The 22,989-nt window shown below is 39.0% G+C and carries 25 protein-coding genes; 4 read left to right on the top strand and 21 right to left on the bottom strand.

Features of this window, described 5'->3' with window-relative positions; all coding sequences use genetic code 11:
- Window positions 1–61: 61 nt before the first annotated feature.
- The 4 genes from LC095_RS09565 to LC095_RS09550 form a co-directional block, all read right to left on the bottom strand.
- Entirely contained in the window at window positions 62–355 is a 294-nt protein-coding gene (locus tag LC095_RS09565; protein WP_226527976.1) for a WXG100 family type VII secretion target, read from the bottom strand.
- A 256-nt stretch (window positions 356–611) separates the two neighbouring features.
- Entirely contained in the window at window positions 612–2,264 is a 1,653-nt protein-coding gene (locus tag LC095_RS09560; protein ID WP_226527970.1) for a sodium:solute symporter family protein, read from the bottom strand.
- Window positions 2,265–2,369: 105 nt separating this feature from the next.
- Entirely contained in the window at window positions 2,370–2,672 is a 303-nt protein-coding gene (locus LC095_RS09555) for a DUF4212 domain-containing protein (protein ID WP_216775147.1), read from the bottom strand.
- A 36-nt stretch (window positions 2,673–2,708) separates the two neighbouring features.
- Window positions 2,709–2,891, bottom strand: coding sequence for a hypothetical protein (locus tag LC095_RS09550; protein WP_026563124.1), 183 nt, complete (start codon window positions 2,889–2,891; stop codon window positions 2,709–2,711).
- Between the two features lie 207 nt (window positions 2,892–3,098).
- On the opposite strand from LC095_RS09550, the gene LC095_RS09545 reads away from it, so the two are divergent.
- Window positions 3,099–3,548 (top strand): VanZ family protein, encoded by a 450-nt coding sequence (locus tag LC095_RS09545; protein WP_226527969.1) that lies wholly within the window; start codon window positions 3,099–3,101, stop codon window positions 3,546–3,548.
- 89 nt (window positions 3,549–3,637) lie between these two features.
- Here the strand turns inward: LC095_RS09545 and LC095_RS09540 are convergent, their stop codons facing one another.
- A complete protein-coding gene (locus tag LC095_RS09540; protein WP_319005789.1) occupies window positions 3,638–4,519 on the bottom strand; it encodes a M23 family metallopeptidase in 882 nt (293 codons plus the stop codon).
- A 153-nt stretch (window positions 4,520–4,672) separates the two neighbouring features.
- Here LC095_RS09540 and LC095_RS09535 point away from each other — a divergent pair, with 153 nt between their 5' ends.
- On the top strand, window positions 4,673–5,041 hold the full coding sequence (locus LC095_RS09535; protein ID WP_226527968.1) for a VanZ family protein: 369 nt from the start codon (window positions 4,673–4,675) through the stop codon (window positions 5,039–5,041).
- Window positions 5,042–5,151: 110 nt separating this feature from the next.
- On the opposite strand, the gene spoIID is transcribed toward LC095_RS09535, so the two are convergent.
- The 4 genes from spoIID to LC095_RS09515 form a co-directional block, all read right to left on the bottom strand.
- Window positions 5,152–6,171: a stage II sporulation protein D gene (spoIID, locus tag LC095_RS09530; RefSeq protein WP_226527967.1), complete on the bottom strand. Its 1,020-nt coding sequence runs from the start codon at window positions 6,169–6,171 to the stop codon at window positions 5,152–5,154.
- A gap of 321 nt (window positions 6,172–6,492) precedes the next feature.
- The gene (gene murA / locus LC095_RS09525) at window positions 6,493–7,800 is read right to left on the bottom strand and encodes a UDP-N-acetylglucosamine 1-carboxyvinyltransferase (RefSeq protein WP_226527966.1); all 1,308 of its coding nucleotides are present in this window, start codon (window positions 7,798–7,800) and stop codon (window positions 6,493–6,495) included.
- Window positions 7,801–7,832: 32 nt separating this feature from the next.
- Window positions 7,833–8,561, bottom strand: coding sequence for a YwmB family TATA-box binding protein (locus tag LC095_RS09520; RefSeq protein ID WP_226527965.1), 729 nt, complete (start codon window positions 8,559–8,561; stop codon window positions 7,833–7,835).
- A gap of 175 nt (window positions 8,562–8,736) precedes the next feature.
- A complete protein-coding gene (locus LC095_RS09515) occupies window positions 8,737–8,967 on the bottom strand; it encodes a DUF1146 family protein (RefSeq protein ID WP_216775141.1) in 231 nt (76 codons plus the stop codon).
- Window positions 8,968–9,443: 476 nt separating this feature from the next.
- On the opposite strand from LC095_RS09515, the gene LC095_RS09510 reads away from it, so the two are divergent.
- Window positions 9,444–9,941 (top strand): hypothetical protein, encoded by a 498-nt coding sequence (locus tag LC095_RS09510; protein ID WP_226527964.1) that lies wholly within the window; start codon window positions 9,444–9,446, stop codon window positions 9,939–9,941.
- A 37-nt stretch (window positions 9,942–9,978) separates the two neighbouring features.
- On the opposite strand, the gene LC095_RS09505 is transcribed toward LC095_RS09510, so the two are convergent.
- The 12 genes from LC095_RS09505 to upp all read right to left on the bottom strand — a co-directional run bounded on the left by LC095_RS09505 (window position 9,979) and on the right by upp (window position 20,552).
- Window positions 9,979–10,374 carry a F0F1 ATP synthase subunit epsilon gene (locus LC095_RS09505; RefSeq protein ID WP_226527963.1) on the bottom strand — a complete coding sequence of 132 codons (396 nt, stop codon included), beginning with the start codon at window positions 10,372–10,374 and terminating at the stop codon, window positions 9,979–9,981.
- A gap of 25 nt (window positions 10,375–10,399) precedes the next feature.
- The gene (atpD, locus tag LC095_RS09500) at window positions 10,400–11,818 is read right to left on the bottom strand and encodes a F0F1 ATP synthase subunit beta (RefSeq protein ID WP_226527962.1); all 1,419 of its coding nucleotides are present in this window, start codon (window positions 11,816–11,818) and stop codon (window positions 10,400–10,402) included.
- A gap of 172 nt (window positions 11,819–11,990) precedes the next feature.
- Window positions 11,991–12,848, bottom strand: a complete 858-nt coding sequence (locus tag LC095_RS09495) for a F0F1 ATP synthase subunit gamma (RefSeq protein WP_226527961.1) — start codon at window positions 12,846–12,848, stop codon at window positions 11,991–11,993.
- A gap of 78 nt (window positions 12,849–12,926) precedes the next feature.
- Window positions 12,927–14,435, bottom strand: coding sequence for a F0F1 ATP synthase subunit alpha (gene atpA, locus LC095_RS09490; protein ID WP_226527960.1), 1,509 nt, complete (start codon window positions 14,433–14,435; stop codon window positions 12,927–12,929).
- Between the two features lie 15 nt (window positions 14,436–14,450).
- Window positions 14,451–14,996: a F0F1 ATP synthase subunit delta gene (locus LC095_RS09485; protein WP_226527959.1), complete on the bottom strand. Its 546-nt coding sequence runs from the start codon at window positions 14,994–14,996 to the stop codon at window positions 14,451–14,453.
- Window positions 14,993–15,514 (bottom strand): F0F1 ATP synthase subunit B, encoded by a 522-nt coding sequence (atpF, locus tag LC095_RS09480; protein WP_226527958.1) that lies wholly within the window; start codon window positions 15,512–15,514, stop codon window positions 14,993–14,995. Before atpF ends, LC095_RS09485 begins: the two co-directional genes overlap by 4 nt.
- A 230-nt stretch (window positions 15,515–15,744) precedes the next feature.
- Window positions 15,745–15,957 (bottom strand): F0F1 ATP synthase subunit C, encoded by a 213-nt coding sequence (gene atpE / locus LC095_RS09475; RefSeq protein WP_026563110.1) that lies wholly within the window; start codon window positions 15,955–15,957, stop codon window positions 15,745–15,747.
- Window positions 15,958–16,034: 77 nt separating this feature from the next.
- Window positions 16,035–16,769, bottom strand: a complete 735-nt coding sequence (atpB, locus tag LC095_RS09470) for a F0F1 ATP synthase subunit A (protein WP_226527957.1) — start codon at window positions 16,767–16,769, stop codon at window positions 16,035–16,037.
- Window positions 16,770–16,791: 22 nt separating this feature from the next.
- Complete coding sequence (locus tag LC095_RS09465) at window positions 16,792–17,160, bottom strand: ATP synthase subunit I (RefSeq protein ID WP_226527956.1); 369 nt, start codon at window positions 17,158–17,160, stop codon at window positions 16,792–16,794.
- Between the two features lie 7 nt (window positions 17,161–17,167).
- Window positions 17,168–17,389 (bottom strand): AtpZ/AtpI family protein, encoded by a 222-nt coding sequence (locus LC095_RS09460; protein WP_026563107.1) that lies wholly within the window; start codon window positions 17,387–17,389, stop codon window positions 17,168–17,170.
- A gap of 219 nt (window positions 17,390–17,608) precedes the next feature.
- The gene (locus LC095_RS09455) at window positions 17,609–19,831 is read right to left on the bottom strand and encodes a S8 family serine peptidase (protein WP_319005788.1); all 2,223 of its coding nucleotides are present in this window, start codon (window positions 19,829–19,831) and stop codon (window positions 17,609–17,611) included.
- 91 nt (window positions 19,832–19,922) lie between these two features.
- The gene (gene upp, locus LC095_RS09450) at window positions 19,923–20,552 is read right to left on the bottom strand and encodes a uracil phosphoribosyltransferase (RefSeq protein WP_226527955.1); all 630 of its coding nucleotides are present in this window, start codon (window positions 20,550–20,552) and stop codon (window positions 19,923–19,925) included.
- 182 nt (window positions 20,553–20,734) lie between these two features.
- On the opposite strand from upp, the gene LC095_RS09445 reads away from it, so the two are divergent.
- Complete coding sequence (locus tag LC095_RS09445; RefSeq protein WP_226527954.1) at window positions 20,735–22,960, top strand: MASE3 domain-containing protein; 2,226 nt, start codon at window positions 20,735–20,737, stop codon at window positions 22,958–22,960.
- Window positions 22,961–22,989: the final 29 nt, after the last annotated feature.

The raw sequence follows: 22,989 nt of genomic DNA, 5'->3' as shown, positions 1-22,989 counted from the left end.
GGGGACAGGTACCTTGTCCCGCCATGACAAAAGGGACAAGGTACCTGTCCCCTTGTCCCTCTTATCCTCTGATTTGGCCGGCGATTTGTTGGTCGGCGTCTTCGAGTGCTTTGGATGTGCTGTTAAGTTGAGTTGAAATGTCTTCAAGTAGTTGTTGCATTTGGATGAATGATGGTCTTAAAGATTGGTATTGTTCGCTGAATGCTCTGCTTGATTCACCTTCCCACATACCTTCAAGTTCACGAATCATTGTGTCTAAGCGGGAGATTTGTTCTCCAACTTGGCTGCTTTCACTTGAATAACGATTGGCCATACTGATCAGTTCAGCCGGGGTTACACGGATAATACCTGACATGCTATTCACTCCTTATGGATTATGTAGTTATTTTTCATACATACTACAAATACCATATTCCTCCAGATAAACAAATGAATATATCCATTTGTAAAGAAAAACGAATCTATTGAATTAGGAATCTGCTTTTCTATATGATTTTTGACTTACCTTTTTTCACCTCTTAAGCATGACAATGGTCTTAGCGGCGGGACGGAGGGACAGGTTCCTTGTCCCGCCATGACAAAAGGGACAAGGTACCTGTCCCCCTGTCCCATTATTTGTCCATCCACACTTCTCCGTCTTTGTATGTCATTTGTTCTGGGTAGCGTAGGTTTAGGACTTCTTCTTGTGTTTCGATGGATGGTGCTTTTGTTGAGAGTGAGACGATTATATTCGTTAAGATGGCTGCGACTGCTCCGAATACACCTGCGCCTGTGTCGATAATGCCGGCGATGGTGAAACCGCCGTATTTAGAGGCAAAGATGTAGATGAGTGTTACCGCTAAACCGACTAGCATGCCAGAGATGACGCCTTGAGTGTTTGAACGCTTCCACCATACTCCGATGAGTAGTGCCGGGAAGAATGTCCCTGATGCCAGCGCAAAGGCCCATGCAACGATTTGTGTAATTGCTCCCGGTGGATTTAGTGCGATTAACCCCGCTAATACAGTCGCAATGACAATTGACCAGCGAGCTACTGCTAAGCGGTTCTTTTCCGAAGCATTTGGCTTCATCACTCGATAGTAAATATCATGTGCAAAAGATGAAGATATGGCGATCATTAAGCCGCCGGCTGTTGATAGAGCTGCTGCCATTGCCCCTGCGGCAACAAGGCCGATGACGAACATTCCAAGATTGGCAATTTCAGGTGTTGCCATTACGACAATATCATTGGAAATCATCAATTCACTCCATTGTAAGATACCATCACCGTTTCCATCGGCAATTTGCAGTTTTCCTGTGTTTACCCATGATTCAGTCCATGCAGGAAGTTCAGAAAGCTTTTGTCCTGCAACCTGTGTCATTAAAATGAAACGTGAAAACGCAGCATATGCTGGTGCAGATAAATATAAAAGTCCGATAAACAGAATCGCCCAAGCCCCAGACCATCTTGCCGCTTTCATTGTTGACACCGTGTAAAAGCGGACGATTACGTGTGGAAGACCCGCTGTTCCTGCCATTAACGTAAACATAAGCGCAAGGAATTGCCATTTCGTTCCGTTTGTAAATGGAGCAAAATATTCAGAGATCCCGAGTTGACGATCAAGCTCTCCCATTTCCTCGACAATTTTTCCATACGAAAGCCATGGAGCTGGATTTCCGGTAATTTGCAGTGACATGAAAATAACCGGAATTAAATAAGCGATGATGAGAATAATGTATTGGGCAACCTGTGTCCACGTTATCCCCTTCATTCCACCAAAGGCTGCGTAAAAGGCAATGAGGACCACGCCAATCATTGTTCCAAGCTTTGCATCAATCTCAAAAAGGCGGCCGATCACCACTCCCGACCCAGATAATTGCCCAATTGAGTAGGTAAAGCTGATAATGATCGTACATACAGCCGCAATGACACGGGCCGTGTGACTGTTATAGCGATCTCCGATGAATTCGGGGACAGTGTAACGACCATACTTACGAAGCTGTGGTGCGAGCAAGAAAGTTAATAGAAGATACCCACCTGTCCATCCCATAATATAAGCAAGTCCATCATATCCAAGCAGCATAATCGTACCAGCCATTCCAATGAATGAAGCTGCACTCATCCAATCCGCTCCGATGGCCATTCCATTGAAAATCGGTGGTACCCCTCGTCCAGCTACATAAAAGTCAGACGTTTGCTTCGCTGTATTGTAAACCGCAATTCCAATATACAAGGCAAAAGTAAGTAATATAATAGCAAGTGAAACAAGAAATTGAGCGTCCAATAAAAATCCCCCTTATTAACTTGAGCACTCCCCTATGTACTCATCAGCTAGTGAATGTTTTATCTGATCCCCTTTTAATCACTGTAATATGAATTTTATATTTTTTTAATGATCCAATGTTTTTCCGGCGCTAAGCTGCTCATTTTTTGATTCATCAATGCCATATTTTTTATCAATTGAATCACTGACTTTCGCGTTAATAAATAATAAAAGAATAAAGACCACAACAGCCCCCTGTGCCCCCATGAAATAGTGAAAAGGAAAGCCATTTATCGTAAAGCCGCTGAAAAACTCCGCAAATAAGACGATACCGAACGATGATAATGCCCCAATGATTAAGTAAATGACAATGTTTCTTGTTCGTTCTCTAAAATAGGCATCCGCTACTTTTTTATCAATTTTTTTCATAAAGCACCTCCTGAAAATGAATGATCACTCGGAACCTTAAGACAGACTGAAGATGAATTTTATTGTTTCTAAAAATGGTGCAGGTACTAATGCAATCTGGACAACGAAGTAAATAAGCAGTGTCACTACCGGGATGAGTAAAAACTGAGGTTTTTTCTTTCTTAAGCAAAAGATAAGACTAAAAAGAGTTAAAGCAAGCATCAAGAATAATGTCATCATATTTGACTCTCCTCCTTCATATAATTGTAAGCGTTATCATATTATGATATACTGAATACACCTCCTGACAGCTTTAACATGTCTTATTATGTATGGAAAAGATATAGCTGGTCAATAAAAAATTGAAAATTAAGGATATTTTTTCTTCGACAACTTTTTTTGCGGTCCATCGCCATTTGCCGTGAATTTTGGTATCTTTATCCTATTATGATAAAAAAATTACTACTCTATATTTGTTTTCTAAGTTATTTTTCATTGCTTTTGTATTTATTGTTTTTCTCTGCATACAGGCAGTCTGTTGAGGGAGAGATTGCTTATAACCTTGTTCCTTTTTGGACAATTGGTGCCTATTTTCGCAGCTTTGACAGCTTTTCACTAACTGACCCGTTTATCGGAAATATATTAGCATTTCTTCCGTTTGGCTTTTTCCTGCCGACTTTATGGAAGATGGTCGACTCAATTTACAAGGCAGTTCTTTGGACTTTTGTCTTGTCGTTGTCTGTTGAAGGCTCTCAATTTCTGTTTCGGGTAGGAGCTTTTGATGTGGATGATCTGCTGTTAAATACATGTGGTGGAGGATTGGGGTTTGGCTTGTTTTGGTTCGTTAGAAAAACATGGTTACCGTCAAATCCAAATGGTGAAGGTCATACCTACTGATTACATAAAAAATCGAGGTTGATCTCTGAGTCATTTGAGTTCAACCTCGTATCGTTGGAGGGACAAGGAACCTGTCCCTGTGTCCCGGCTTATTCTGCGCCTTTGTCAGCGTCTTTGTCTGATTCAGGGGCTTTTTCTGATTTGTCAGTGTCTTCTTTTGGTGTTTCAGTGTCTTTTGCTGGAGCTTCTTCAGCTGGTTTTTCTTCTTCAGCTGGAGCTTCTTCAGTTTCACCTGCTGGAGCTGGTGCTTCTTCACTTACTTCTTCTTCTGTTGCTTCTTCTTCAGCAGCTTCTTCAATGGATGTTACCGGCTTACCCATGAAGCTTTCTGGATTTACAGCTGTACCCGCTTGGCGGATTTCAAAGTGAACATGGTTGCCATCTTCTTCATTGAAAAGATTTTCACCAGATTTACCGATTACTTCGTTTTGCTCAACTTTGTCACCAGCTTGTACACTAGCTTCTGCTAATGATTGGTACACTGTTACGACTTCGTTTTCGTGCTCAATTTCTACAACAAATCCTAAGATTGGATCTTTTTCAGCTTTTGTTACAGTACCACTAAGTGACGCTACAACATCGAATTGCTTTTGATCTTCTCTTGCGATGTCGATTCCTTTGTTCATTCTATACGTATTGTTATAGAATACAAGTGCTGCTTCTTGCTCTTCTGTTGTTGCATTCGGGTCATAAAACTTTTTCACAACGTTTACTGCTTCAGCATCTACTGCAGGCATTGTGAAGTTTTCTTTTGTTGCATTTACTTCAACTGCTTCTTGCTCATCTAATGCGATTTCGTCTTGATTATTTTGCAAATCTTCTGCAACATTGTTGCTGATGTTTTGGTACCATAATACTGCTGTAAGGATAACTGCTGCACTCATTAGGTAAATTGCCGGAAATACCCAACGTTTTCTGAAAAATTGTTGAACTTTAGTTTGAGAAGTACGTTTCTTTTCTTCCTCTCTCATTCTATCATCACCTCAGAAATCAGTCTGAACAAATTATCTGAATTATATACACATCCTGTAAAAAATTTTTTTAAAATTAGTTTGCGCAATGTTTATAATAATATGTATGCATTTAAAAAAATTTTTTAGAAGGTTGAGATAGGAGTATTTATAGTGAAAAAAATTGTATTTACGCTGTTGCCTATTCTATATATGGCCTTTATATGGACATTATCAAGCTTTCCGGCAGATGCGATTGTGGATACGCAGCTTTCGTTTGATGCTTTATTGAAGGAATCCCTGCATCTTATTGAATTTGCGATTCTTTATTGGTTTATAGCCTTTGCTTTTATGGCACATGGCAAATGGACAGAAAAAGCAAGTATCATTGCGGCTGTTATTTCGATTGCTTACGGGCTAACAGATGAAATTCATCAATCTTTTGTTCCGGCACGCTCTGCGACTGTGATTGATTTTATAAAAGATACGATCGGTGTGGCCGTTTCTTATTGGATGGCGAAACGGAAGTTTTTTTCGAATTGATTTATCGGCAGGTATTTGGGGGTTTATCAGCGAAAAGTAGAATATATCAGAGAATTCGGCGAGAACTCAAGAATATATCAACGAAACCGAAAAGGAGCCCGAGGGCTCCTTTAATTTTTGGCTGTATATTTAGATAAGAATGGTTCTGCCTCCGATACTTTTGTTCCATTATAATAATGAGCAATGATTTCTTCATATGTTTTGCCATCTTCCGCCATAAAGTTTGCCCCGTATTGGCTCATTCCGACTCCATGGCCAAACCCTTTTGTTTCAATCACAACGGAGTCACCTTTGATTTCCCATGTGAAATCACTTGATTTTAGACCTAGTTCTTCTCTTATTTGCCTTCCAGTAAACTGCTTTCCATCTATTTCAACCTTAGCGACGCGTTTTCCTGGTGTTAGTTCGGTTATTTTTCCAACTGTTCCACTTGATGTATCGAGTTTTACTCCTAATGTGCTTTCAAAGTCCTTAATCGTAATCACTTTTTTATCATAAAATTTAGGAGAATTTTTGTCCCATGAGCTTTTTACACTTTTTAAATAAGGAATGGCTTCTGTCCAATAAGCCTCAGAGTTTTCTGTATAGCCATTGCTTGTTGAGAAAAACGATGCATCAATTGGCTGGTCTTGATATGTAAGGATTTTTCCTTGAGTCGCTGCAACAGCTGCTGTGATTTTTTGCAGCTTAGATTCATATTCGTCTCCCCAAATGGCTTTTAACTCTTCCGGATTTTTATAGACCTGATGCATTTGAGTGTCTGTTACAACTGCACCATCAGGCGTACTTATTGGTCCATTCATAAGCTGTTTTGTAATATAAGTTCTCGCTGCTAGTGCCTGTGCCTTTAATGCTTCTGTTTCAAACTCCGCAGGCATTTCAGATGCAACAACACCTATTACGTACTCCTCCAGAGGAATGGATTCGATTAGCTTCGTTTGGCTACGGTATACAGGTACATCTAATGGCGACTCCGCAAGCACTGGTACCTCCGATTTTGCGACGGTTAATTCTTCCCCCAATTTTCCCTTTGATTGCTCCATAAATGGTGTAACGAGTAGTGTCGGAATGAGGAGTATAATGATAAATAATCCTCCAAATGCGAAGAGAATTGGTTTAACTGGTTTCATGTTCGGCCTCCAATTGGTTTAGGATGAGTAGTATGTCTATAATTCATCTTATGGCCGTGGACAAGCAATTATGACTGAAAATAATGTGGACAATGTACTATTTTAGTGGGGATGGACAAGGGTAGGTTGAATCTTTTTAGATGTAAGCGGAATCAATTGAAAAACTGGTCGAATCAAAGCTTACCCAATTCCAGTGCTGTATTTAAAAAAACACCTTTTCTATGTATAAACTCCCTCAATTATAGGCACTATAGTAAAGTCGTTAAAAAATAAAAGAAGCAGAACGCCGTTTTAGACTTCTGCTTCTTTTATAAAGGCATATTAATCTGATACGGCAGCTTGCTGCTGATCAGATGTAAATGTTGTAATTTCTTCTTTCACACGTTCGATGTCTGCGCCGATGCCTGCAAGTTTTTCGTGGAATGCTACATAACCACGATCTAAATGCTTAAGTTCAGTAACACGTGTGTGGCCTTCTGCACATAGTCCTGCCAGGATAAGTGCTGCGCCTGCACGTAAGTCTGTTGCTGCTACTTCAGCACCTTGCAGCTTGACAGGTCCGTTGATGATAACAGAACGTCCTTCGATTTTAATATCTCCATTCATGCGACGGAATTCTTCAACATGCATGAAGCGGTTTTCAAAAACTGTTTCTGTGATCATACTTGTTCCGTTTGCACATAATAGCAATGCCATCATTTGTGATTGCATGTCTGTTGGGAATCCTGGATGTGGCATAGTTTTGATGTCGACAGACTTCAGTTTTTCCGGTCCGATGACACGTAAACCTTCTTTTTCTTCGACGATTTTCACGCCCATTTCTTCCATTTTTGCTACTAATGATGTTAAATGCTCAGGAACGGCTCCTTTGACAAGGACATTTCCACCAGTTATCGCTGCAGCGACCATAAATGTACCTGCTTCAATGCGGTCAGGAATGATTGTATGGTGTGCACCTGTTAATTTTTCCACACCTTCAATACGGATTGTTCCTGTACCAGCTCCACGGATTTTCCCACCCATGGCATTGATATAATTAGCGAGATCAACAATCTCAGGTTCTTTCGCTACATTTTCAAGGACAGTTGTTCCGTCAGCAAGAGCTGCTGCCATAATAATGTTTTCTGTTGCGCCAACGCTTGGGAAGTCTAAATATACTTTTGCTCCCTTTAGTCTTCCATTAACTTCTGCTTCAATAAAGCCGTTACCAACTTTAATAGAAGCGCCCATTGCTTCAAAACCTTTTAAGTGTTGGTCAATTGGACGTGAGCCAATTGCACAGCCACCTGGTAATGCAACACGTGCATGACCATTACGAGCTAATAATGCTCCCATAACTAAAACAGATGCGCGCATTTTTCTTACATATTCAAATGGTGCTTCTGTTTTTAGCTCTTTTGATGCATCTACAATCACTTGATTATTTTCAAAATGTACATCCGCGCCTAGATGGCGAAGAACTTCATTAATTGTATACACATCGGAGAGCGTAGGTACATCACTGATTATACTTTTTTCTTCACTTGCTAATAAAGATGCAGCGATAACTGGTAGAACGGCATTTTTTGCTCCTTCAACTTTTACAGTGCCGTTTAACCTACGACCGCCGCGGACGATGATTTTTTCCAAATTATTCCCCTCCGCGTCCCAATTTCTCTATATTAATATTCAGACGTAATGATTGGTGTTCCTATAACGACCGTAGTTTTATCGCCCATTCCGTCAGATCTTAATGCAATTTGAATGTTCATCTTATCTTCTTTTGTTGGAATATAATCTTCCCAAAGTGAGGTCTTAGCTGATACCGAAAGAAAATCTTGTTCCGTGAGCTCTTCAATCGGTTTTGCGTTGAATGCTGTTAGCAATTCAACCATTGTCTCATTCAAAACTTCTTCCATCTTATCACCTACCATGCCTTCGATACAAGCATATATTGTAGGATTTTCTTGGAAAATGTCGAATGATCTTTGAGTAAAGTATTTATCCATATCATTCCAATTGCGATTAGTACCTACACCTATGACCTCATAAAGGATATACGATTGTTCTAAATCATTTGTGAGGGTGGCGAGAAACTGGAGTTTTTCCGTTATATTTTTTTCTTTATTTTCATAAACACCGATCGCTTTAAACACATTATCTTCATGTTTATACGTCCAAGTATATTGACGATATTGCTTCGTCATTTGTTTCAATTCTTGTATAGATTTATTTTCGACAAACTTTTTTGAATATAAAGACCATTTTGAAATCTCTACATTTTCGTTTTCCATTCGTTCTGCAATTGTTGCTAACTTTGATTGATTCTCAAGCGCTACTATATGATTGGCTACCAAACTGAAGATAATTGATAACGTTAGAACCATAATTCCTATCCCTTTATTTCTCATATACGGTCACTTCCTCTCCTTAGTAACATTGTTACCGGATTATCCGTGTCCATACGTGGAAAAACTCGTCAATATTAGACAAGATGGAAATCATTCTTTGTTATCCCAAACATACCTGTACATTTACGCATATGTAACCATACATTCCCTATTTCAAAAAGTGGTAAACCCCTTGCTAGAATAGTGTTGGAAGTTGTTGAGACCATAATAAATAATCCAGGAAAAAATTACTTACAATAGATCCAATAGCGATAGTTAACAATATGAGAAGTACTCTTGCTTGAATCACTTTGCCCGCTTTTATCCATTTATCAATATTTAGTGCTTGCAAGGCCCACCACGTTACAATGATGAAGGCTAGGTGCACGATCATACTGATTAAGGCCAGTTGTCCATAATCGGGCATACTTCACCCCTCCACTTATTCTCATAATCCTTGAGAATAACGCTTATTTTAAAGACACACAGCAATCTCAATCTTACCTGATTTAAGCCAAAAAACAACCTCATATTTTCCTATTTGAGAATGAAAATATTTCCGTGTCTTTTAGACTTATTTTCTTCGGTATATACCCTTGACTATTATATAGGGAAAATCCTGTTACATGATTGATTTTTGTTTTTAACAAAAATTTAATGAATGGTGCCTATGTTTTTACAAAGGACACACAATATCTATTTTACTACGGGAAGATACCCACTATATTCCTCATTTATGAAATAATTGTTACAGATTTTTATCTGTGAATTGTATGGTATACTTTCAAGGTGTTATAGGTGAGAATGAGTTCGTTTCATTGCGCTCCATTCCACTATAGAGTCAAAATAGTATTCATGAGCAACAATCTTTACGAGAACAACTTATGAAAAAGGGGGAGTTAGATGCAACTTAATTTTGATCATGAATATGATGCAACATTGGAATATGCAAAACAATTACCTTCTTTTGATAATATTTACGCAGCGCAAGCATTTTATTACGAATTTCGACAAGAACATCTTCACCTGTTAATGGAAATTGCAAATGAATGCCAAGTCACCCTTGATTATTCAAAGAACAGTCTTATTGCATTGGAAAATTTGTATTTTTCTTTATTTCAGAATAATAGTTTCTTTGATTTACAGGTGACGATTGAAGAGTTTGAGACAAGTATGGGTATTTATGTGTGTGATATATTAGTTAAACAGCATCCTAACAAAGCAGAATGGCTTGTAGAGGCTTATGCTTATGGTGATGATAAATATGTTATGGGAATCCGTTACGGCCGTTATAATCAATACTTTCAGAACTTATTTCATCAGTTTTATTTAATCAATAAAGATGCCGGGAAGCAAGAATTAGTAAGACGGTATGAGCGGATGGAAAAACGTTGTATATAAATAAAAAGGATGGTGCTCAGGCACCATCCTTTTTTTGTTATCTCGTTACATCTAAACGGTTGATAGCACGTTTTAGTGCTAATTCAGCTCGTTTGAAATCGATATCTTCTGTTTTTTGATTAAGACGCTCTTCAGCACGTTTTTTAGCTGCTTGTGCACGGCTTACATCAATTGATTCCGCAGTTTCAGCCGCTTGAGCTAAAATTGTTACCTTATCAGGTCGGACTTCGATAAAACCGCCAGTTACTGCAACTAATTCAGTGCTGCTCCCTTTCTTTAGGCGAACTGCTCCAATTTGTAGTGGAGCAACCATTGGAATATGTCCCGGTAAAATACCGAGTTCACCACTTTGAGCTTTTACACTCACCATCTCTACGTCTGCATCGTAAACTGGGCCATCGGGAGTAACGACATTAACTAATACTGTCTTCATACTCATACCCTCCTAGGTCCCAAGATTAGGCTTCTACACCCATTTGTTTTGCACTTTCAATAACTTCTTCAATACGTCCAACTAGACGGAACGCATCCTCTGGAAGGTGGTCATACTTACCTTCTAGAATCTCTTTGAATCCACGAACTGTTTCTTTAACAGGAACATAAGAACCAGGTTGGCCAGTAAACTGTTCAGCAACGTGGAAGTTTTGAGATAAGAAGAATTGAACACGACGAGCACGTGCAACTGTTAATTTATCTTCTTCAGAAAGCTCATCCATACCTAAGATTGCAATGATATCTTGAAGCTCTTTATAACGTTGTAAAGTTTGTTGTACTTGACGAGCTACAGCGTAGTGCTCATCTCCAACGATTTCAGGTGACAATGCACGTGAAGTTGAAGCAAGAGGATCCACCGCAGGGTAAATACCCATCTCAGATAATTTACGCTCTAAGTTAGTAGTTGCATCTAAGTGAGCGAAAGTCGTTGCAGGAGCCGGATCCGTATAGTCATCGGCTGGAACGTAAATTGCTTGGATAGATGTAACAGAACCTACGTTAGTAGATGTGATACGCTCTTGTAATTGACCCATTTCAGTTGCAAGAGTTGGTTGGTAACCAACGGCAGATGGCATACGTCCAAGTAGGGCGGAAACCTCTGAACCTGCTTGAGTGAAACGGAAGATGTTATCCATGAAGAATAGAACGTCTTGTCCTTGATCATCACGGAAAAATTCAGCCATTGTAAGACCAGTTAGTGCAACACGCATACGCGCACCAGGCGGCTCATTCATCTGACCGAATACCATCGCAGTTTTCTTAATAACACCAGAGTCAGTCATCTCGTGGTAAAGGTCATTTCCTTCACGAGTACGCTCACCTACACCTGCGAATACTGAGATACCGCCGTGCTCTTGTGCGATGTTATTGATTAATTCCTGGATTAATACCGTTTTACCTACACCGGCACCACCGAATAGACCGATTTTACCACCCTTGATATAAGGAGCAAGCAAGTCTACTACTTTAATTCCAGTTTCAAGAATTTCAACCTCTGTTGAAAGTTGATCAAATTTAGGAGCTGCTCTATGAATAGGATCACGACGAGCATCTGCTGCAATCGGTTGATCTAAGTCAATGTTTTCACCTAATACGTTAAATACACGACCTAATGTTACATCACCAACAGGAACCGAAATAGGTGCACCTGTATCTGTAACCTCTACTCCACGAACAAGTCCATCAGTTGTAGACATCGCAACTGTACGAACTGTATCATCACCTAAATGCAGGGCAACTTCTAAAGTAAGGTCGATCGCGACTTCATTTTCATTCGCTTCTGTTTTAATTGTAAGGGCATTATAAATGTCAGGTAGTTGACCGCTCTCGAACTTTACGTCAACAACCGGACCCAAAATTTGAGTAATGCGTCCTTTATTCATCGTTTTCCCTCCTATCTCGAAATGCGTAAGCGCCTTGCTTAACCTCGGGCAATTAAGACGAGTAGGAAAAGAAGGTGTTCTTTACCTTCATTTCCTAATCAGCTTATGACTCGAGGAGTTAGGCGCTGAAGCTAGACATCAACACTATGTTGAAAGCTATTTGTAAACTATCCTATTCCAATGCTGCCGCTCCACCAACGATCTCTGTAATTTCCTGAGTGATCGCAGCTTGACGAGCACGGTTGTATGTTAAAGTAAGGCCATTGATAAGTTCTTTTGCATTATCAGTAGCATTTTTCATCGCTGTCATACGAGCTGCATGCTCAGAAGCTTTACTATCGAGTAGAGCTCCGTAGATGAGACTTTCAGCATATTGTGGTAACAGCACTTCAAGGATTTCTTCCTGATTCGGTTCAAATTCATAAGACGTTAAGCCTTTGCTTGAAGAGATACCAGAAAGCGGAAGAAGTTTTTTCTCCGTCACATCCTGTTGAATCGGACTAACAAAGTGGTTGTAATACATGTACAATTCATCGTATGAACCATCTGCAAACATGTTCACTGCCCCGCTGGCAATGTCCTTAATGCTAGCAAAAGATGTTTCATCACCGATACCGGTAATTTCTGAAATCACGTTCATCCCACGCTTTTTAAAGAAATCACGGCCCATTTTACCAATTGCAATGATTACAAATTCATCGTTAGACTTATGACGCTTTTGGATTGATTGGTATACAGCACGAAGGACACTGCTGTTGAACGCACCTGCTAATCCACGATCTGACGTGATAACTAAGTATCCAGTTCGTTTTACAGGTCTCGTCTCAAGCATTGGATGACTTACGTCTGTACTACCGTTTGCGATGCTTGCTACAACCTCTTGGATTTTTTCCATATAAGGTCCAAAAGCCTTTGCATTGTTCTCGGCACGGTTTAGCTTTGCAGCTGAAACCATCTCCATCGCTTTTGTGATCTGACTCGTCTTCTTAGTAGAAGTGATTCTTGATTTTATGTCGCGTAATGATGCCAAAGGTTCTCACCACCTTTTTTTAAAAATCAACTAACAAGGGTAGACCCCAAAATAAGTGAGGTCATACCTTATCTATTATTATTCAGAAGGAGCAAATGTCTTTTTGAATCCTTCAATCGCTGCTATTATTGCTTCATCTTTTGGAAGTTTACCAGTTGTACGGATTTCTTCTAAGACAGCTTTATGATTTTGTTCTGTGTATGCATGGAACTCATCTTCAAAACGATTGATATCTTCTACAGGGATATCATCTAAGAATCCTTTTGTTAATGCATATAGAATCATAACTTGTTTTTCAACCTTTAGAGGTTTGTTAAGACCTTGTTTCAGAACTTCAACTGTACGAGCACCACGGTTTAATTTAGCTTGTGTTGCTTTATCAAGATCAGATCCGAATTGAGCAAATGCTTCAAGTTCACGGTATGAAGCCAGGTCCAGACGTAATGTACCTGCAACACTCTTCATCGCTTTAATTTGCGCTGATCCCCCAACACGAGATACAGATAAACCTGCGTTAATCGCTGGACGAACACCAGAGAAGAAGAGGTCAGACTGAAGGAAGATTTGTCCATCAGTGATTGAGATAACGTTTGTTGGAATATAAGCCGAAACGTCACCTGCTTGTGTCTCGATGAATGGTAATGCAGTTAGAGAACCTGCACCTTTTGCATCACTTAGTTTTGCAGCACGCTCGAGTAAGCGAGAATGCAAGTAGAAAACGTCACCAGGGTATGCTTCACGGCCTGGAGGACGACGAAGTAATAATGAAAGCTCACGGTATGCCGAAGCTTGTTTTGTTAAATCATCATATACAACAAGAACGTGCTTGCCATTATACATGAACTCTTCACCCATTGTTACCCCTGCATAAGGAGCCAAGAATAACATTGGAGCTGGTTGTGATGCAGAAGCAGTTACAACGATTGTGTAATCTAATGCACCGTGTTTACGTAATGTTTCAACAACACCACGAACTGTTGATTCTTTTTGACCGATTGCCACATAGATACAAACCATATCTTGATCTTTTTGGTTCAAGATTGTATCAATTGCAACAGATGTTTTACCTGTTTGACGGTCACCGATGATTAACTCACGTTGACCACGTCCGATTGGTACAAGTGCATCAATCGCTTTAATACCTGTTTGAAGTGGTTCATGAACTGATTTACGATCCATAACACCTGGTGCCGGAGCTTCAATTGGACGAGTTTTTGTTGTTTCAATTGGACCTAAACCATCAACTGGTTGTCCTAATGAGTTAACAACACGACCGATTAATGCTTCACCTACAGGAACCTCCATGATACGTCCTGTACGACGAACTTCATCACCTTCACGGATATCTGTGAAAGGTCCTAAAATAATAATACCAACGTTATTTTCCTCAAGGTTCTGAGCCATACCCATAACGCCGTTTGCGAATTCTACAAGCTCACCAGCCATGACATTGTCGAGGCCATGAGCACGAGCGATACCATCCCCAACTTGGATAACAGTACCAACATCGCTTACTTTTATATCAGACTGATAGCTTTCGATTTGCTTTTTTATAAGCGCACTAATTTCTTCAGCTTTGATGCTCATGAGTTTCACCCCTATCTACGATCTGTTTGCGACTAATTGTCGCTCTATACGTTCAAGCTTACCGCTAATACTACCATCATAAATGCGATTACCAATACGAAGTTTTACGCCTCCGATTAGCTTGGAATCAACAACGTTTTGCAAACGAAGTGAAGTCTTGCCAATCTTTTTCGCGAAAGAAGCGGAAATGGCAGATAACTCACTATCTGAAAGTGGGCGAACGGAATAAACAATCGCATCCTCTGTTCCACGGGCTTCATTTGCACTTTGTACAAAGTAATCAACGATTTCAGTTACAACATCTACTCGATGACGATCAACTAAAAGGTACAATGTATTCACTACCTGCTGTGACAGGCCTGAGAATGCTTCCTTAATGATTGATTTCTTTGCTTCATTTGTAACTTTTGGATGGTTAAATACATTTATAAGTTCTTGATTTGTTGTAAAAACTTCTTTTACAACAAGTAATTCATTTTCGATTTGATCGATTACATTTTGTTCCTTTGCAAGTTGAAAAAGAGCTACTGCATAACGTTTTGCAACGATTCCTTTGCTCATCGACCTTCGCCTACCTCATTAATGTAGTCATTGATCAATTTCTCTTGCTCTTGTTCATTCAACTCTTTTTCGATTACTTTAGAAGCAATCAGTACGGATAATGATGCAACCTGTTCGCGTAATGCTGCAACAGCCTGATCTTTTTCCTGCTCGATTTCTTTTAATGCTGAATCTTTCAAGCGACCAGCTTCAGAACGAGCTGCCTGGATAATATCTTCTTTCTGTTGCTCACCAAGCTTTTTCGCATTTTCTACAAGAGCCTGAGCTTCTTGACGCGCTTGTTTTAATAAGTCGCGCTGTTCTTCTACCAGCTTTTGTGCTTCTTTATTTCTTTCTTCAGAACTATTAATTTCATTTGCAATATGATCCTCACGTTGCTTCATCATGTTCATAACTGGTCCAAATGCATACTTACCTAGCAATGCAAGAAGAATTAAGAACATGATAAGTTGGAATACGATATCACCTGTGTTAAGGCCGCCTGTCGTGGCACCTACAGCAAGATCAAAAGTTAACATAGCTCGGTTTCACTCCCTTCAAGAGTTCCATGATGGGTTGATAGTTTTCAGTTTCCGATGAACTTCGTATTTCTTCGTCAACTCGTTCCTCGAAAGCCTTTCACTTTGAACAGTATTTTAAAGGCAAACTAGTGATTTCGAAAAATCGTTTCCTTATCTTTGCATAAAGCAATGGCGAAGGTTCGGTTTGAATGATCTTCGCCATATGAAAACATGTTTATTTTATCGAATTATGATCCCATTACGATGAATGCGATAACTACCGCGATGATTGGAATCGCCTCAACTAATGCTACCCCGATGAACATAGTAGTTTGTAATTTACCTTGCGCTTCAGGTTGACGCGCGATTCCCTCTACTGTACGAGATACGATAAGACCGTTACCAATACCAGCACCTAGTGCCGCTAAACCAATTGCAATTGCAGCTGCTAATAAACCCATTGTTAAATTTCCTCCTTTAAATGTATGAAAAATAGTATTCCTTTTGTTTTAGTTCAAGTGAACTGAACATATATTGATTAATGGTCATGGCTCACTTTGTGTGCCATATACACCATCGTTAACATAGTGAAGATAAATGCTTGGATTGCACCAACAAAGATACTAAATCCCTGCCATGCCAACATTGGAATTGCTGCGACAATCGAACCGAGTATTCCGCTTCCAAAGCTTTCAGCATAACCGCTTGTTCCAAGGCTAACAAGCAAGCCCAGAAGAATTTCACCTGCAAAAATGTTCCCGTAAAGACGAAGACCAAGCGTTAATGTGTTCGCAAATTCTTCAATTATCTTAAGTGGAAACATGAATGGCATCGGTTTAAAAAAGTCCTTACCATATTCAGATGCACCCTTCATCTTAATTCCATAGTAGTGTGTTAACGCTACTACTAAAATAGCAAGTGTTAATGTAATTGCAGGATCTGCAGTTGGTGATTTCCACCATAAATCATGTCCAACAACGATGGCAAAAGGTAATCCCAGCATGTTTGATACAAACACATACATTAGAAGGGTAATACCCAGCGTTAAAAAACGTCCGCCTGTTTGCCAGTCCATTGTGCTGCCGATAATGTTTTTGACAAAATCAACAACCCATTCAATGAAATTCTGCATACCTGTCGGCTTCATCGCTAAATTACGTGTTGCAGCAAAGGCGATGATAAAAACGATTAAACTAGCAATCGTAATCATTAATACATTTGATAAATTAAAAGTAAGACCTAAAAATTCCCTCACAGGAGCTCCGTGACCCAATAGATTCACCTCTCTTCCTAAACTAAGCGCGTGAATGTTGAATAACATAATCTATCATAATAACGATGTACATCGTCATTAATCCAATAATGACACTAATTAAATCAAAATACTCTGGAAACTTTAATGCGAAAAATACAGCAACACCTGCGGCTGCCATTCTGGACGTTGTTCCCAGTGATCCTGCTTTCCGCCCCTCATCTAATGCGCGTCCAAATTGTTTGTGCTTTCTTACCATGATCCACAGGTTGTAAAGAGTTATGCATGTCCCAAGAAGCAAACCTAGAAATACTGACTGATACTTCGTAAATCCCCATCCTAAAACGTAAAGGGCAAGCAGATAAAATATGTACTTTCTATATCTTTGAAACATCAGTTGCATATCAGACATGAAATAGTTAATCTCCTGAGAAATAGTGGTGGACTAATTTCAGCATGGCATAAACTCCAGCAGCTAGTCCTAGCAGAAGGCCTAAGATCAAAAACAGAGGCTCTGTTTTTAAATAATTGTCAATCCATTTCCCAGTAAATACACCTATTAAAATAGAGCCAACTAATTGGGAAAGGATAGCTGACATGAGGCCCATCGCATGAAGTGGATGGCGTTTTTTTTGTCGCATTTTATAAATCCTCTATCTTGATTTATTAACGGATTTAGGGGGTAAAACATGGGATTTGAATGATATTGTAAACCTTATCATTATACCCTCGTATAGCATACAATAGGGAAAATATGATGTCAATTGGTTTAAAGTTAAAATGTTCACAATCCAATCAAATCCTCACAATTCGTTCACATTTAAACACTTACTGGTACTTGACTTGTTTTATAGTATTAATTATTCACCTAGTAAAATATCTGTTTCCAAGTAATTTTCCTGTCCATTTTTCTTTGCAAATATAATGGCTTTATAATCCCCTTTGGGCACCTTCATTTCTTCTGCATTGATCTCTCCGCCGATCAAGCCTCTCGGCGCTTTTTGCAGCCAATCTAAATACCCTACAAATGTTAGAGAATCCGGATCATATAACGCAATGCCGGCTTCATCTGCTCCACCTGGTAAGTACATTTGATATTTAAACATATTTGGTCTATCACCGTAAGTGAACTCAAACCCCATAATTCTAGGATAGTTGGGCTCATCAATGACATACGCATATGGAATTTCGACCGTTTTTCCATCTTGTTGGATTGATAGCCATCCTTCAAAAATCCCCTGTTTCATTTGACTTGGTGTAAGATCAACACCCACTTCCACCTGTTTCTTTTCTCCCGGTTCCATTTCAATTTTCCCAGGAAGTACCCATCTGATGCCAGGCTTATTTTTTGGCGTTTGGAATGAGACTGTTTTCTTCAAATTTGATTGATTATCGATGGTCACTTTTTCTGTTTTTTTCGTTCTTGGGTGGTTTGTATCAAACTGCCCGAATGATAGAGCCCCAGGATAGATGAGCACTTCTGCTTCAATTGCTTGTTTTACATTAATTCTCCCCGCACCTTGCTGATTTGGGGCTACTTTTTTCCCTTTTTCATCTAATAAGGTAACGGCATTGTTCATAAGTGAAGCTTTTATTTGTTCAGGTGTCCACTTTGGATGAGCTTGTTTTATAAGCGCGCATGCTCCTGCAACATGAGGTGCCGCCATGCTCGTTCCATGTAAGGATAAATAACCGTCAGGCACTGTGCTGTCAATCGCAACCCCTGGTGCAACAATATCCGGCTTGATCGCCCATGTCGTAGTGACAGGACCTCTTGAGCTAAAATCTGCCAGCTTATCTTCTTCTTTTTTATAAATGGTTCGAATAGACGGATTATGGTCAATTTGTTTTTTTATGGCCAAACCATCTTTTTTGGAAATGGAAGCAGCTGCTATATCTAATGGAACTTCCAGTGAGCCCGCAAAGTTTCCTTTTACATTATTATAAATAATGACCGCTTTTGCACCGTGTTTTTTTGCGTTTAGCACTTTTTCAATGAATGGAATCTTACCTCGTTCAATAAGAGCTATTTTTCCTTTGATTGATTCTTTCATGTCAACTTCACGTCCAAGACCGACATACTCGATTTCATCTAGTGATTTTAGATCCCATGGTTTTGCCCCTTGTAATGTATGGATCGGAATTTCTTTCTCCACTCCAGCCACAGCTAGATATGGCAGATATATTGGTGGAGAGGATGCTCCGACTGTGATAGCCTTGGAGGATGTACCCGGAGATCCCACCGTCCAAAGATCCGGTCCTGAATTTCCACTGGAGGTAACAGCTACAATCCCAGCTTCAACTGCTCGGTCCAGCGCCAGGCTTGTTGGCCAATCCGGACCGTTCACATTATTCCCTAATGATAAATTAATTATGTCCACTTTATCTTTAATCGCCCGGTCAATTGCTGCGATTACTTGATCTGACGTGCCCATACCACCTGGACCTAATGCCCGGTATGCCATAATTTCTGCTTCTGGAGCCATCCCTCTAAGCTTGCCGTTCGCTGCGATTATGCCTGCCACATGTGTTCCATGGATGGTACCTTCCCCTTTTTTATTTGACGTTTCCATCGGATCTTGATCACCGTCAATCACATCGTAGCCCCCGGCATAATTCCGGTGTAAATCCGGATGCTCATAATCGATACCCGTGTCGATGACAGCCACCTTTACCCCTTTGCCTGTTAAGCGATGATCACCCGTGTCAAATAAGCCTCTTACCTCTTCACCTCCAATGAATGGAACACTCTCATTAATTTGTGAAGCATAGGAAATGATTGGACTCGCATGCAGCACCGCTTTATGTTCTTTTATTTTGTTTAGGTTGTTTACAGGGCCTTCTATCGAAAAACCATAAAACACATGTTGATAGGTTTGATGAATGACAACTTGCGGTTCATTAGATAATAGTTCATTTATCCTTTCAAACTCTTCTCTTTTAACAATTACCATGATTTTTTGATTTTGTTGTTCATCCACTTCCGGAAGTGGCGGTCGATTCGGAAACGTAATTGCTAGTACAGGCTGACTAATAACAAAACTAAATAATAGAAGAATACAGACAAAGATTTTATTTCCCATCATGTTCCACCTCCATTTTTAGTTTGTTCCTTCTTAGCTGCAAACATGCAAAAAGAGGATCACTCCATATATGAGCAATCCTCTTTTACCATTATTTTGTTCCGTACAATCTGTCACCAGCGTCACCTAAGCCAGGGACGATATAGCCGTGATCATTTAGTTTTTCATCAAGTGCTGCGATGTAAATATCCACATCCGGATGTGCTTCTTTAACTACATCCACACCTTCTGGGGCGGCAATTAAACACATAAATTTAATATTTTTTGCTCCGCGCTTTTTCAAGCTGTTAATTGCTTCAACTGCTGATCCCCCAGTTGCTAACATTGGATCTACTACAATTAATTCACGCTCTTCTATATCAGAAGGAAGTTTTACATAGTACTCAACCGGTTGTAATGTTTCCGGATCACGATACAACCCTACATGTCCAACTTTAGCAGCTGGAATTAATTTTAAAATTCCATCTACCATTCCAAGTCCTGCACGAAGAATCGGGATGATCCCTAATTTTTTACCAGAAAGAACTTTCGATTTTGCTGTTGTAACCGGAGTTTCAACATCTACTTCTGTTAATGGTAAATCTCTTGTAATTTCAAACGCCATTAAACTTGCTACTTCATCAACAAGTTCACGAAATTCTTTTGTTCCTGTTTTTGCATCACGAATATATGTAAGTTTATGCTGAATTAATGGATGATCAAACACGTATACTTTCCCCATCAAATCATCTCCTTTTCTTTGACACTTCAATAGATTTTACAGAAAAACAATCTTAGTTTCAAGTTAGTTCTTTTTATTTATTCCCTTTATCTAAATAACATTATTGATACAAAAGGAATTTAACCAGCTCTTGTCGAACTTTTTTACTATAAATGTTTATTTAACGACGAAAGGCGACTACGATGAACTCTCTTCAGCAAAATAGAAAAGCATACATCATTTCATTTATTTGCACGATTGTACCTATCTTATTACTATTGCTCTTTCAAGATCAATTTGAAAATATGTATAATCCTGATAATCATTTAAGCTTACATCTGACGCTGGAGATGTATAGCATTTTCATTACATTTATTATTTTTATTTTTGGATGGAAAGCTTTTGTTCATAATCCACCTACCATTTTAGTATTTATCCCTTTTATTTTTTTAGCCGTTGGTTATTTTGATTTTATGCATACCTTGACATATGTGGGGATGCCTCCATTATTTATAGACGGATCTATCAGGGTAACGAGTTGGTTCTGGGTCGCAGCAAGAGCAACAGAATCCTTATGCTTAGCCATCATTTTATTTTATGATGAAAAAACAATTAGACAGGTTAATCGATATACTATTCTTTTCTGTACCGTTCTTTTTTTCATCTTAATCTCGTTTATCATTTATACATCCAGTTCTAAGGTTCCCCTATTAGTTGTTGAGGGGACAGGTCCAACACCTTTTAAAAACTTCCTAGAGTATTGTTTTTGTGGATTACATTTTATTTCTCTGCTTTTAGTATTAAGGAAATTAAAAAAGACGAAGAATGATTTTCATATTTATATTTATTTAGTTTTTGCATTTATTCTCTTAATAATAGGCGGAATTCAAATTACTCTTTTTAAAAGCGTTCATGATTTAGTAAACATTATCAGTCATATCTACAAGGCTATAGGATACACGTTTATATTCATGTCATTCTTTTATTCAAACCTTCATTTAACCTTTGTACATAAGGAGAAAGCTGAAAAAAACTTAGTCTCTACAAAAGGAATGCTAGATTCATTCTTTACACACACACCTGATAGCATCGCACTTTGTGATAAAAACAGGAAAATTGTAAAGGTTAATGCAGGCTTTGAAAGGTTAACACATATATATAGCAAGGATGCTATAGGAAAGCCTTTTATTACTATTTTCCCTCATATGCAGGAAGAATTGAGTTTGTTAATAGATGGAGTGTTAGATGATAAACGTTATATTGACTATAGTTTGGAAGCAGATTACCCTGAACCCGTTAGGATGCTAAAGACCATTTACCCTATATATAATGATGACCATATTCGTTTTGCCGTTATTTCCAGGGACATTACTCAAGAAAAACTAGCAAAAGAGAAGCTGGAAAAGATGCAAAATGAAATAAATGAAACGCTCAAGGAACATCAAGGGGTTATCATTAAATTCAAAAAGATTGACGACTATTTTGTTATTACTTTGTGTAGTGGTAAACTTTTGCGAAATATGAATCTAGCTGCCAATGAGGTTGTAGGAACAAAATTAAAAGAAAATACCTTTGGAGAAGATGGTAAGATTTTTTATGAGCATTTAAAGCAAGCATGGAAAGGAAATAGCCTAACATTTGAATACAAAAGAAGCGGCGGAATATATGCTGTTACGTTAAAGCCAATTATTCAAGATTCTAATGTGACAGAAGTAATAGGTTCTTGTATTGATATTACTAAACTGAAGAAAACAGAAGAATTACTGAGAAAATCTGAAAAACTAGCCTTAGTTGGAGAGCTCGCTGCAGGGATTGCCCATGAAATCAGGAACCCTTTAACCACCTTAAAAGGGTTTACACAAATGTTTGGCAGTCATGTTTCTGAAAAAGAAAAGCCCTTCGTAGATCTCATGCTTTCTGAATTGAATCGAATAGAGCTCATTACAAATGATTTTATGATTCTCGCAAAGCCACAGATGATCAAGTATCAACAACATGATGTAAAGAAAATAGTGGAGCATGTGTTAACGATTATAGAACCTCAAGCAACTTTAAATAATATAGAAATAAAGAGGCATTTTCCAATACAACCGGTTACTATCATTTGTGATGAAAATCAGTTAAAACAAGTCTTCATCAATTTAATTAAAAATGCTTTGGAATCAATGACCAAGGCTGGTCAGCTTGAAGTTTCGATGGAACAAACACAAGACAATTGTGTTAGCATCAAAATTAAAGACACCGGTTGTGGAATCCCTGCACATGTGATCAACCGGCTTGGTGAACCATTCTATACACTAAAGGAAAAAGGAACCGGATTGGGATTAATGGTGAGCTTCCGTATAATAGAGGCACATCACGGTTCTATTGAATTTACCAGTAAGGAAAACGCAGGAACAACAGCGGAAATCATACTGCCCGCGATATAGATAAAGAAAATAGGCCGCCTTCAAATCTT

The sequence above is a fragment of the Metabacillus niabensis genome, assembly GCF_020524345.1.
Taxonomy (GTDB): Bacteria; Bacillota; Bacilli; order Bacillales; family Bacillaceae; genus Metabacillus; species Metabacillus niabensis_B.
Note: the sequence above shows the minus strand (reverse complement) of the source record. Positions and strands in the feature narration are given on the sequence as shown.